A 12,109-nucleotide genomic window follows, 5' to 3' on the forward strand; every position below is an offset into this window, starting at 1 on the left:
TACCTGCAAATGTTGCCGATATTTGGCTTAGGACAACACAGCAGCAGGATAATAATTATGGTTAGATCTCTTCGTACACGTCTTCTTTTAGTCACGGCAATTTGCCTGGTCTCCGCGTTATGTCTCAACACCTTCATTAATTACACCGTCACCAGCCGCGATAACCAGCGTGCCATAACTGACACCTTGACCAGCACCAGCCTGAGCCATTCCGTCGCGATCGGCGACTGGGTCAGCGGTAAAATGGCCATCGTGAGTTCTCTGGAAAGCGCTGCGCTGAGCGAAGATCCCATCCCGGTCTTCACCCAACAGGCAAAAGCCGGGGGCTTCACCAATATCTATGTAGGCTACGCGAATAAAACCGCAAAATTCTCAGACCCAACGGGGGTACCCGCCGATTTCGACCCGACCGGGCGCCCGTGGTACCAGCAGGTGGTGAAAGACGATGCCCCCGTCGTGACCGCCCCTTACGTGGATGCCGGTACCGGTAAACTGGTGGTAACGTTTGCCGTGCCCATTAAGCAAAATGGCAACCTTAAAGCTGTCGTCGCGGGGGATGTCGCGATGGACAGCGTGATTGCTAACGTACGCAGCATTCACCCCACGCCAGACAGCAGCGGGCTGCTTATCAATAGTGATGGAACGTTGATTGCCGGCCAGGATCCCGCCCTGACGCTGAAGGCCTTTTCTGATGCCGTTCAACAGGCTGATTTCAGGCAACTGCTGGGCGACACCCATCGCACCACAGGCACAATGAATGAGCAACGCAAGCAGCTAATGGCCACGCCGATTGCCGGGACTCATTGGTATCTGGTGGTGGCCCTCGACGAGCATGATGCCACTTCGGGGATGCGTGCCTTAGTGAAAGCTTCCGCCATCGCCCTGCTGGTGCTCGTCCTTATCTCTGGCGCAGTTGTGCACCTGCTTATTAGCAAGGTGATGAGCCGCCTCGGTATGATTCGTGACGGGATGCGCGCCATCAGCAACGGCACGAACGACCTGTCACAGCGGTTACCGGAAACCGGCCACGATGAAGTGACGGAAATAGCCCACGCCTTTAACGCCTTCAGCGATAAGCTGGGCGTGGTCATGACCCAGCTCAGGGATTCAAGCGCCTCGGTGAAGGTGGCCGCCAACGAAATTGCCGCCGGTAATCAGGATCTTTCTGCCCGCACCGAGCAGGCAGCCTCCAGCCTGCGGGAAACCGCCAGCGCCGTGGAGCAGATCACCGCCTCCGTCGCGAACTCTACGGCATCAGCCGCTCAGGCCAATACGCAGGCCCACAGCGCCAGTGAAGCCGCCGGGCGCGGGGGTGCAGTCGTCTCAAAAGTGATAACCACCATGCAGGCCATTGAACAGGCCTCGGGCAAAATCGGGGACATCACCGGCGTCATTGACAGCATCGCTTTCCAGACCAATATCCTGGCGCTAAATGCCGCCGTTGAGGCCGCTCGCGCCGGTGAACAAGGCCGGGGATTTGCCGTGGTGGCCGGCGAAGTACGGAACCTCGCCAGCCGTAGCGCGCAGGCGGCGAAGGAGATCAAAAGCCTGATCGACTCTACTACCGCAAGCGTTGCCGATGGCTCGCTTTATGTGCGCCAGGCCGGTGAAGCGATGGACAAAATAGAACAAAGCGTCGGAAGCGTGCTGGCGATCATGCGCGAGATAACCCTCTCAACCGACGAACAGATGAAAGGGATTCAGGAGATTAACCACGCGGTCAACCATCTGGACAGTATGGTGCAGCAGAATGCTGAGCTGGTGGTGGAATCCGCGGCGGCGGCGGGCGCGCTGCAAAGTCAGGCCGGAGACTTAGCGGAAACCGCGGGGCATTTCCGTATTTAATGATGTGCTGACGGGCGTTTGCCAACGAAACACCCGTCAGCTGAAAGGTTTCAGGCACAATATGATTATTGTTTAATCGTTGCGGCATTTTTTGATCAGCATCAGCATTTGCTCCCCCAGGCTCTGGTGTGATGCCTCGAGTGATTTGTGAACAACATCACGTACCAGGACAGCACCTTTGGGGGCCTAAAGGCCATGTTTGATGCGGAAGTGGAGTGAAAAATGCCAGTAGTAAAAGCCAGTCTAAAACTTTTTGGTGGCGATACCGTGGTGGTTCGCTGTTCGAATAACTGCCATATCCATTTGATGTGCGACTCAGACAAGCGAGGTAGCACGGAGGCCGACGTTCTGAGCGTGCAGAATCGCCGGTCGGCCTATATCGCCGTGCCCTACAGCGGAACCTGGAAGGTACTGATAGACAGCCACACCCAGTCGCTTGAGCACTCCATCAGTTTTGTTCCGGCATAAAAATCAAGGCCACCCTAAGGTGGCCTTATATCGGTGACAAACAGTCGAAAACGTGGTTTTCAACTGTTTGGGGCAAACCAGAAGACACCATTCATTGTTTTATGAATAAGGCGTGCTAATTTTTAGAACAATGAATACACATTGAAAAATCAAGGCCACCCTAAGGTGGCCTTTTTCTTGTCAGGCAAAACCGGGCTGCAGCCCGCCTTCATCCTCATGCCCGCTCAGCCAGGCGCGGACCTGGTTTGCCAGTTCGGACATACGGTCATCCTTCATCCCGTGCTTTTTCATCTCCTGCTCGAGAGAAAAAAGATACTGCGCATTGGTGCCCAGAGGCCCACTGGCGGAAGCAATCAGCGGCGCGATGGTTTCTGCCCGGGTGTCCGCCTCATAAAGCGGATGACGCGGGTCCATAATGAACACCAGCGCATTGACCGTCCGCCCGTCATCCAGCGCGAGTTTGCACCAGGTGGGAAGATAACAGCCGGTAATCATCTCCCGCTTCCAGACCAGCGTCAGCTCGTCTTCAAGCCCCGCCTCCGGTAACCGGTAAGCAAGCCCGGTTGTTCTGCCGCCCTCTTTCAGCGCGAGCATGCGTCCGGGACGGCAGGCAGTTCCACGCCCCGCCGTCAGCCGCAGGCAAAATGCACGATGCCAGCCCACCAGCATGCCGGGGGCTGACTCTTCAAATTCAAAAGCCGGGTTCCACATCAATGAACCGTAACCAAAAAGCCATACCGGACTTTGGTCTGGGCGACAAGCGAGCGTCGCGGCAAGAGACGCCGAGCGCTGCTCAGGGGACCACAATAACGATTCCTCAATGGCACCAAAAGCCGTCTTACAATCCGCTTTCATTAAGAAATCACGCGTTAACACGATATACCTCCGCCACTGCTTGCTTCCATGCGACTGCACACGCTGCGCCTTCCCGGCATTTATTGACAACTTTTGCCTACTAATAGAGCAACATATCAAGACCATAAGCAATTCGCCGCGCGCTGGCAAGTATGATGACGATCACATAATAGATAAATTGTCATTTTTTCTTGTCACACTGACGGGCGTTACTCTGTCATCCATAAAATAGTCACACACAATAGAGGGTTAATTTTCCTGGCGCCTCTCTTTGTGAACAGCTTACTCGTCCGTTTTCGTTTCGCTAACATGCTGATTTCACGCTCAGGTTGTGATTTTCATGCGAATACCCCAGACATAGGCCGTCAAAAATAACGGTTATTTGCTTTAATTAAATCCATATCAATATGTTTTATTTAAACTAAATAAAGAACACACACCATTTTGGTGCATTAGAACTAAATTCAAATAAATGCCGTAAAAGTAAGTAAATTTACAACTAAAAGTAACGGTTTTTTGCTAGTTTATATGACTTCAAAAACCTGACTATAATGATCAAAACAGGTTATCGCCTGCAGAGATGGAGAAGTTGAATGACAAAAACACAACATGAGGCGGTAAAAACCCGCCACAAGGAGAGTTCTCTCATTTTCCCGGTACTGGCACTGGCGGTACTGGCAATGTGGGGGTCAAGCCAGTCCCTGCCGGTGGTTGTCGGCATCAATATTTTGGCGCTGGTCGCCATTCTCAGCAGTGCTTTTAGCGTTGTACGTCACGCGGACGTGCTGGCGCACCGTCTGGGTGAACCCTACGGCTCGCTGATCCTGAGCCTGTCGGTCGTTATTCTTGAAGTTAGTCTGATTTCCGCGCTGATGGCCACCGGGGATGCCGCCCCGACGCTGATGCGCGACACGCTCTATTCCATCATTATGATTGTGACCGGCGGCCTTGTAGGCTTCTCCCTGTTGATGGGCGGTCGCAAATTTGCCACACAGTATATGAACCTGTTTGGCATTAAACAGTATCTGATCGCCCTCTTCCCGCTGGCGGTGATCGTGCTGGTGTTCCCGATGGCGCTGCCGGGCGGCAATTTCTCGCTGGGTCAGTCCCTCCTTGTCGCGCTGATTTCGGCCGCCATGTACGGCGTGTTCCTGCTTATTCAGACGAAAACGCACCAGAGTCTGTTTGTTTACGAGCATGAAGATGAAGGCGACAGCGATGACCCGCACCACGGCAAGCCGTCCGCACACAGCTCCACATGGCATACGGCCTGGCTTATCGTCCACCTGATTGCGGTTATCGCCGTCACCAAGATGAACGCCAACCCGCTGGAGCATCTTCTGGACGCGATGGATGCACCGGCCCAGTTCACCGGCTTCCTGGTTGCTCTGCTGATTCTGTCTCCGGAAGGTTTGGGCGCGCTAAAAGCGGTGCTGAGCAACCAGGTTCAGCGCGCAATGAACCTGTTCTTCGGTTCCGTGCTGGCCACCATTTCCCTGACCGTACCGGCGGTAACGCTGATTGCCTGGTTCACCGGCAACGACCTGATTTTCGCCCTCGGCATGCCGCAAATGGTGGTGATGATGGCGGCGCTGGTGCTGTGTCAGATTTCGTTCTCAACGGGCCGCACCAACGTGCTGAACGGCACCGCACACCTGGCGCTGTTTGCGGCCTACCTGATGACAATCTTTGCCTAAGTAAACAGCAGACTGCCCATAAGGGCAGTCTCTAGTGTTTGCGCCCTCTCCCCGTGGGAGAGGGTCGGGGTGAGGGCATCAGGCCACTACAAACTCATTTCGCTGTCTCCCTCAAGAGAGGGGTCCAAATATAAAAAAACCCGCCGCGGCTGGTTTTGTTTTTTTGCAGGAATTAGTTACTGGTGTCCAGCGGCTCGAAGTTCTTCACCAGATCGTCAATGGCTTTAATCTGGGTCAGGAAAGCTTCCAGCTTCGCCAGCGGCAGCGCGGATGGGCCGTCGCAGCGCGCGTTGTCCGGATCCGGGTGCGCTTCAATGAACAGACCGGCGAGGCCAGTGGCCATCCCGGCACGAGCCAGTTCGGTCACCTGAGCGCGACGGCCGCTTGACGCCGCGCCAAACGGGTCACGGCATTGCAGAGCGTGGGTAACATCGAAAATCACCGGCGCGCCGTTAGAGACCTGCTTCATGACGCTAAAGCCCAGCATGTCGACAACCAGGTTGTCGTAGCCGAACTGCGTGCCGCGATCGCAAAGAATGATTTTGTCGTTACCGCCTTCGGCGAATTTATCCACGATGTTGCCCATTTGGCCCGGGCTAACGAACTGTGGTTTCTTCACGTTGATGACGGCACCGGTTTTGGCCATCGCTTCAACCAGGTCAGTCTGACGAGCCAGGAATGCCGGCAGCTGAATCACGTCAACCACGTCAGCCACAGGCTGAGCCTGGTGAGACTCATGCACGTCGGTGATGATTTTCACGCCGAAGGTCTGCTTCAGCTCCTGGAAAATCTTCATGCCCTCTTCCAGGCCTGGGCCGCGGTAAGAGTGAATGGATGAACGGTTGGCTTTATCAAAAGAGGCTTTGAACACGTACGGAATACCCAGTTTTTGGGTCACGGTAACGTAGTGTTCGCAGATGCGCATCGCCAGGTCGCGGGATTCCAGCACGTTCATGCCGCCAAATAGCACAAATGGCAGGTCGTTTGCGACCTTGATATCGCCAATGTTAACCACTTTTTGTTTCATATGTTCGCCTTATCAGGTGTGAACTTAATGCAGGGTAATCTGCTTGTGCGCAATCGAATTGATTTGCGCCTTAATCATTTCGCTAATCGGATCTTCCGGGCACTGCTCAACAAAGTAGCTTAAGTCATTGAGCGCCACATGCTCGCAGTCCAGCTGCGCATAAATCAGGCCGCGGTCGCGGATTTCGTAAGGATCTTCCGGATTAAACTGCAGCAGCACTTCGCTGGCGCGCAGCGCCATCTCCATCTGCCGCTCCTCCATCAGCGCGGACTTGAGCGTATCCAGCAGCTTGCGGATCACCTCCGCGTTGTCGGACTCGTCCAGATCCTCGTCGAACAGCTCGGCCGTTGGATTAATGTTGCCCTTGATCCACACTTCCAGCGTGTGCTCATCCAGCGTATCGCCGTTAAACGGATTGATAAGCCACATTTCGCCATCCATCCAGTCGGCACGCAGGATAAGCTGCGTCGGGAAGATAACCGGCATCAGCGGAATATCAAGCTGCTCAGCGACCCACAGCAATATCGCCCCGAGGGAAACTGCGCTCCCCTGGCGGCTTTTTAAAACATTGTCCAGCCACAGGGCGTCGGACAGGCGATAAACGCCCCCTGAATCCTTAAAGCCCCACTCCCCGTAAAAGAGTTCCAGCAGTTTTTCCAGCTGCAGGTCGGGATGCGCCCCCTGGCAAATCTCTTCTTTTGCCAGGCTGACCAGCTCGCCGAGCTGCGCTTTAACTTCTGCGGTCGGGAAATCATCCCGAATCAGCTGCGAGACCAGAATCATGCCCTCGCAGAGCGGTGCCTGATTAAATTCGAAATCGGCTAACGACTGCATACTTACCCCAATATCGGTATTTTAGTGGTGGCGAGTTTTATGATGATGTAGAGCACCACCAGCCCCAGCAGAAAAGCAAACCAACGAACCTGCTGGCTGCGCGGGCGTTTACCCAGCGCGATAAAACCTAAAGCGATGTAGATGATAACGCCAAACAGCTTTTCAGTCAGCCACGTTCCCTGCGGCGTAAAAGGATAGAAATGCGTAACCATGACCAGCGCAAAGCCGCTGATCAATAACAGCGTATCATTAACGTGCGGCACGATGCGCACCCAGCGCCTGCCGGACATCACAGACCCGCGATATTGCCACCAGTAGCGTAAAACAAACAGGCTGATTGAAATAACGACGGTGAAAATATGCAGATATTTAAGTGAGAAATAAGTCGCCAAAATGTCTGTTCCTTAATGAGTCAAAGATAGCGTCCTGACGTCAGGCGATCGTTATCGCCATAATCTTTGTAGGTTGCAACCTCAATAAAACCGGCATCCCGCAGCAAACGCTGTACGCTTTCGCCCTGCGTCCAGCCGTGTTCCAGCACCAGCCAACCGCCGGGTTCAAGAAAACGGCGTGAATCGTTAACCAACGTTTCTAAATCGGCCAGGCCATGATTCTCCGCCACCAGCGCGCTTTTCGGCTCAAAGCGGACGTCACCTTCGCTGAGGTGCGGGTCTGCTTCGTCGATATACGGTGGATTACTGACAATCAGCGTAAAACGCTCGGTATCGAGGGCGTTAAACCAGTGACTTTGCAGTACCCTGACGTTGGTTATGCCAAGGTTATCCGCATTCATTTTCGCCAGCGCCACCGCTTCAGGCACCACGTCCAGCGCGGTGACATCGCAGTCAGGGCGTTCGCTGGCCAACGCCAGAGCAATAGCGCCGGTCCCGGTGCCAAGATCTAAAATTGCGCACGGGGCATCCGGCAGCTTTGTTAACGCATGTTCGACCAGGCATTCGGTATCGGGGCGAGGAATCAGCGTCACCGGAGAAACGCGCAGCGGCAGCGACCAGAACTCGCGCACCCCAACCAGGTGCGCTACCGGCTCGCCGCGCTCCCGCCTCGCCAGCAGAGCATCAAGTTCGGCTTGCTGGCCTGGCGTCAGCGTGGTTTCGCCAAACGCGAGGATAAAAGTGCGGGATTTGCCGGTGACAAACCCAAGTAAAATCTCCGCATCCCGCTTTGGGCTTTCGCTTTGCGCCAGGCGTTGCACGGCCTGGCGAAGCCATAGCTGAAACTCCATTAATCCTGCTCGGACAGCGCCGCGAGCTGATCGGCCTGGAACTCCTGCACAATCGGCTCAATCAGGGCATCGATTTTCCCTTCCATCACTTCATCCAGACGATAAAGCGTCAGGTTAATGCGGTGATCGGTCACGCGCCCCTGCGGGAAGTTGTAGGTACGGTTGCGGTCAGAACGGTCGCCGGAGCCCAGCAGGTTGCGGCGGGTGGATGCCTCTTCCTGCTGGCGCTTTGCTACTTCGGCAGCGCGAATACGCGCCCCCAGCACGGAAAGCGCTTTGGCTTTGTTTTTATGCTGGGAGCGTTCGTCCTGGCACTCCACCACAATCCCGGTTGGCAAATGGGTAATACGGATTGCGGAGTCGGTGGTGTTGACGTGCTGGCCGCCGGCGCCTGAAGAACGGAAGGTATCGATGCGCAGATCCGCCGGGTTAATGTCCGGCAGTTCTGCTTCCGGGATTTCCGGCATCACCGCCACGGTACAGGCGGAGGTATGAATACGCCCCTGAGATTCCGTGGCCGGGACGCGCTGTACGCGGTGGCCGCCAGATTCAAACTTCAGGCGGCCATAGACGCCGTCACCGCTGATTTTAGCGATCACTTCTTTGAAACCGCCGTGCTCGCCTTCGTTCGCGCTGATAATCTCAACGCGCCAGCGGCGGGATTCGGCATAGCGGCTGTACATGCGGAACAGATCGCCGGCAAACAGCGCGGCTTCGTCCCCGCCCGTACCGGCGCGAACTTCGACAAACGCATTGCGCTCATCGTCGGGATCTTTTGGCAACAGCAGCACCTGGAGCTGCTGCTCCAGCTCTTCGCCACTGGTTTTAGCTTCGGCCAGCTCTTCCTGCGCCATTTCGCGCATTTCCGGGTCGCTGAGCATGCTTTCTGCGGTTTCAATGTCTTCCTGTACCTGGCGCCATTGCAGGAAACAGCGCGATACATCGCTTAACTGGGCATATTCACGAGACAGGGCGCGAAAGCGGTCCTGATCGGCAATGGTCGAGGCATCGCCAAGCAGGGCCTGAACTTCTTCATGGCGCTCCTGCAAGGCTTCCAGTTTGGCAACAATAGAAGGCTTCATGGGCGGTGGTTCACCTTGTAATAAGAGTTGTGTGTGCTAATCCAGCCCGAGGCTGTTACGCAGGATTTGCAGGCGTTCGTCGTCCCCGTCACGGGCAGCCTGCGTGAGCGATTTGGTTGGGGCATGGATCAGGCGATTGGTCAATTTCCAGGCCAGATCCTGCAGTACGGATTCCGCGTCGCCGCCCTGTTGCAGGGCAGCCAGCGCTTTGGCAGCCAGGTCATCTCTCACCTGCTCTGCCTGACTACGGTATTCGCGAATGGTCTCAGAGGCGCTTTGCGCGCGCAGCCAGGCCATAAATTCGCTGCACTCTTGCGCCACGATAGTTTCAGCCTCAACAGCCGCCGCTTTGCGCTGCGCGAGGTTGCTCTGAATAATGGCCTGCAGATCGTCCACGCTGTAAAGATAAGCGTTCGCCAGTTTACCGACTTCCGGCTCGACATCACGCGGCACGGCAATATCCACCAGCAGCATCGGTTGGTTACGGCGGGCCTTGAGTGCGCGTTCCATCATGCCTTTGCCGATGATAGGCAAGGGACTGGCGGTAGAGCTGATGATGATATCGGCATCCGCCAGACGCTCGTCAATCTCGCTCAGGCCGATCACTTCCGCACCGACCTCATCGGCCAGCACCTGGGCGCGTTCCCGGGTACGGTTGGCGATAATCATTTTCTCAACTTTATGCTCGCGCAAATGGCGGGCAACCAGTTCGATGGTCTCCCCGGCGCCGACCAGCAGGACGGTAACCGAGGAAAGAGATTCAAAAATTTGCCGCGCGAGGGTGCAGGCTGCAAATGCGACGGAAACGGCACTGGCGCCGATGTCGGTTTCGGTGCGCACGCGCTTGGCAACGGAGAAGGACTTCTGGAACATGCGTTCCAGTTCGCTGGAAAGTGAATGTCCTTTTTGGGAATCGGCAAAGGCTTTTTTCACCTGCCCGAGGATCTGCGGTTCGCCCAGCACCAGTGAATCCAGGCCGCTGGCCACGCGCATCAGATGGCTGACGGCGTCGTTATCATGGTGCCAGTAAAGGCTTTTACGCACTTCCTCTTCATTGAGGTTGTGGTATTCGCACAGCCAGCGCACCAGCCTCTCGTGCAGGTTTTCCTGTTGCTCAACGCTCAGATACAACTCAGTTCTGTTACAGGTCGACAGCACCACCCCGCCCTGAACCATAGGCTGTTCCAGCAAGCTACCCAACGCCTGGTCGAGCGTGTCTGGCGAAAACGTTACGCGTTCTCGCAGCGATACCGGAGCGGTTTTATGGTTAATTCCTAACGCTAACAGGGTCATGGAGCGGTCTGAGTAATACCGATGTTGATAAGGATTTCTGGTCGCATCATACAGGATGAGCCGAATCAATAAAAGAGAGCTTCCCCTTGTGGAGTAAGTGGATGTTTTATGATTTAAGACAACATGACCGTAGACGCCCTGCCGCCTGCCCGTTAGCATGAAGGGTTGACCACAAAAATGAATTTAAGGATTTGCTGCCGCTATGTTGATGCCAAAAGCCCGTCTGATGCGCCTTCTGCCCCTTGCCAGCCTCGTACTGGCCGCCTGTTCAGTCAACCAACCGAGCGGCCCGGGCAAGAGCCCTGACTCGCCGCAATGGTTAGAACACCAGCAACAAGTACAAAAAATCACCCAATATCAAACGCGTGGCGCTTTTGCTTATCTCTCCGATAGCCAAAAGGTATATGCCCGTTTTAACTGGCAGCAAACCGCGCCGGACCGCTACCGTCTGCTGCTAACAAACCCGCTCGGCAGCACCGAACTTGAACTTAACGCTCAGCCGGATCGGGTTCAGTTAACCGACCGTGATGGCAAGCGCTACATTGCCAAAGATGCGGAAGAGATGATCGGCAAACTGACCGGGATGCCTATTCCGCTGAACAGCCTGCGCCAGTGGATGTTAGGCCTGCCGGGCGATTCAACAGATTACAAGCTGGACGACCAGTACCGCCTGCGTGAAGTGAATTACACCCAGGGCGGAAAAACCTGGAAAGTGGTCTACAGCGATTACGACAGCAAAACCCAGCCCTCCCTGCCTTCCAATATGGAACTGCGCGAAGGCGACCAGCGCATCAAGCTGAAAATGGACAGCTGGACGGTGAAATAATGATCTCTCGCTGGCCTTCTCCTGCAAAACTAAATCTGTTTTTGTACATCACCGGTCGCCGGGCCGACGGTTACCACAACCTGCAGACGCTGTTTCAGTTTCTCGATTATGGCGATACGCTCACCATTTCACCGCGCCAGGACGGCGTGATTCAACTGGTGACACCCATTGACGGCGTGCCGGATGATGAAAACCTGATTATCCGCGCTGCCCGGATGCTGGGTGAGTACGCGGCAGAGAAAGGAACTCTGCCCGCCGGCGCGGGAGCGGATCTCGGCGTCGAGAAGCGGCTCCCAATGGGCGGTGGACTGGGCGGTGGCTCCTCCAACGCGGCAACGGTGCTGGTTGCGCTGAATCATCTCTGGAATACGCGCTGCAGCGAAGACGAACTGGCTGCGCTGGGTATTCGTCTTGGGGCCGACGTGCCGGTGTTTGTCAGGGGGCACGCAGCCTTTGCTGAAGGCGTCGGCGAAATCCTGACGCCGGTTGAACCTGAAGAAAAATGGTACCTGGTTGCCCATCCGGGCGTCAGTATTCCGACGCCGATCATTTTTGGCGATCCCGACCTCCCGCGCGAAACCCCGGTCAGGTCAATTACGACGTTGCTAAAATGTGAATTTGGCAACGATTGTGAGGTTATCGCAAGAAAACGTTTTCGCGAGGTTGATGCCGCGCTTTCCTGGCTGTTAGAATACGCGCCGTCGCGCCTGACCGGCACCGGCGCTTGTGTGTTTGCTGAATTCAACACCGAGCACGCCGCCCGGCAGGTGCTTGAGCAAGCCCCGGAATGGCTGCATGGGTTTGTTGCGCGAGGCGTTAATAGATCTCCGCTGCATCAGGCCATATCCGGGCAAGCTGGGCATTGGTGACAACGTCACCTCGTTTCAGACGTTGCATCGTGCTCTTTAATACACCGCCTGGATGGGGGCTACCCCGCCC

At 55.6% G+C, this 12,109-nt stretch carries 12 protein-coding genes; 5 read left to right on the forward strand and 7 right to left on the reverse strand.

Annotated elements, in window-relative coordinates:
* The first annotated feature begins 57 nt into the window (after nucleotides 1-57).
* Together VW41_12615 and VW41_12620 are read left to right on the forward strand one after the other, a co-directional pair.
* Nucleotides 58-1,845, forward strand: a complete 1,788-nt coding sequence (locus VW41_12615; protein ID AJZ89811.1) for a chemotaxis protein — start codon at nucleotides 58-60, stop codon at nucleotides 1,843-1,845.
* 222 nt (nucleotides 1,846-2,067) lie between these two features.
* Nucleotides 2,068-2,313, forward strand: a complete 246-nt coding sequence (locus VW41_12620) for a hypothetical protein (protein AJZ89812.1) — start codon at nucleotides 2,068-2,070, stop codon at nucleotides 2,311-2,313.
* Nucleotides 2,314-2,493: 180 nt separating this feature from the next.
* Here VW41_12620 and VW41_12625 read toward each other — a convergent pair whose 3' ends face one another.
* Nucleotides 2,494-3,189, reverse strand: coding sequence for a transporter (locus tag VW41_12625; protein AJZ89813.1), 696 nt, complete (start codon nucleotides 3,187-3,189; stop codon nucleotides 2,494-2,496).
* Between the two features lie 572 nt (nucleotides 3,190-3,761).
* Here VW41_12625 and VW41_12630 point away from each other — a divergent pair.
* Nucleotides 3,762-4,865: a calcium/sodium:proton antiporter gene (locus VW41_12630; GenBank protein AJZ89814.1), complete on the forward strand. Its 1,104-nt coding sequence runs from the start codon at nucleotides 3,762-3,764 to the stop codon at nucleotides 4,863-4,865.
* 172 nt (nucleotides 4,866-5,037) lie between these two features.
* Here VW41_12630 and VW41_12635 read toward each other — a convergent pair whose 3' ends face one another.
* Genes VW41_12635 through hemA form a run of 6 tightly spaced genes read right to left on the reverse strand, consistent with a single transcriptional unit; the run spans nucleotide 5,038 to nucleotide 10,344 of the window.
* Nucleotides 5,038-5,892, reverse strand: coding sequence for a 2-dehydro-3-deoxyphosphooctonate aldolase (locus VW41_12635; GenBank protein ID AJZ89815.1), 855 nt, complete (start codon nucleotides 5,890-5,892; stop codon nucleotides 5,038-5,040).
* A gap of 24 nt (nucleotides 5,893-5,916) precedes the next feature.
* Entirely contained in the window at nucleotides 5,917-6,726 is an 810-nt protein-coding gene (locus VW41_12640; protein AJZ89816.1) for a hypothetical protein, read from the reverse strand.
* A 2-nt stretch (nucleotides 6,727-6,728) separates the two neighbouring features.
* On the reverse strand, nucleotides 6,729-7,118 hold the full coding sequence (locus VW41_12645; GenBank protein AJZ89817.1) for a siroheme synthase: 390 nt from the start codon (nucleotides 7,116-7,118) through the stop codon (nucleotides 6,729-6,731).
* Nucleotides 7,119-7,138: 20 nt separating this feature from the next.
* Nucleotides 7,139-7,969, reverse strand: coding sequence for an SAM-dependent methyltransferase (locus VW41_12650; GenBank protein AJZ89818.1), 831 nt, complete (start codon nucleotides 7,967-7,969; stop codon nucleotides 7,139-7,141).
* Nucleotides 7,969-9,051 (reverse strand): peptide chain release factor 1, encoded by a 1,083-nt coding sequence (gene prfA / locus VW41_12655; protein AJZ89819.1) that lies wholly within the window; start codon nucleotides 9,049-9,051, stop codon nucleotides 7,969-7,971. Before prfA ends, VW41_12650 begins: the two co-directional genes overlap by 1 nt.
* 36 nt (nucleotides 9,052-9,087) lie before the next feature.
* Entirely contained in the window at nucleotides 9,088-10,344 is a 1,257-nt protein-coding gene (hemA, locus tag VW41_12660; GenBank protein ID AJZ89820.1) for a glutamyl-tRNA reductase, read from the reverse strand.
* A gap of 202 nt (nucleotides 10,345-10,546) precedes the next feature.
* Between hemA and lolB the strand changes: the two genes are divergently transcribed.
* Together lolB and VW41_12670 are read left to right on the forward strand one after the other, a co-directional pair.
* A complete protein-coding gene (lolB, locus tag VW41_12665; GenBank protein ID AJZ89821.1) occupies nucleotides 10,547-11,170 on the forward strand; it encodes an outer membrane lipoprotein LolB in 624 nt (207 codons plus the stop codon).
* Nucleotides 11,170-12,039: a kinase gene (locus VW41_12670; protein AJZ89822.1), complete on the forward strand. Its 870-nt coding sequence runs from the start codon at nucleotides 11,170-11,172 to the stop codon at nucleotides 12,037-12,039. The genes lolB and VW41_12670 overlap by 1 nt, the downstream gene beginning before the upstream one ends.
* Nucleotides 12,040-12,109 lie beyond the last annotated feature (70 nt).

This window comes from Klebsiella michiganensis, assembly GCA_000963575.1.
In the GTDB taxonomy this organism is placed as follows: domain Bacteria; phylum Pseudomonadota; class Gammaproteobacteria; order Enterobacterales; family Enterobacteriaceae; genus Cedecea; species Cedecea michiganensis_A.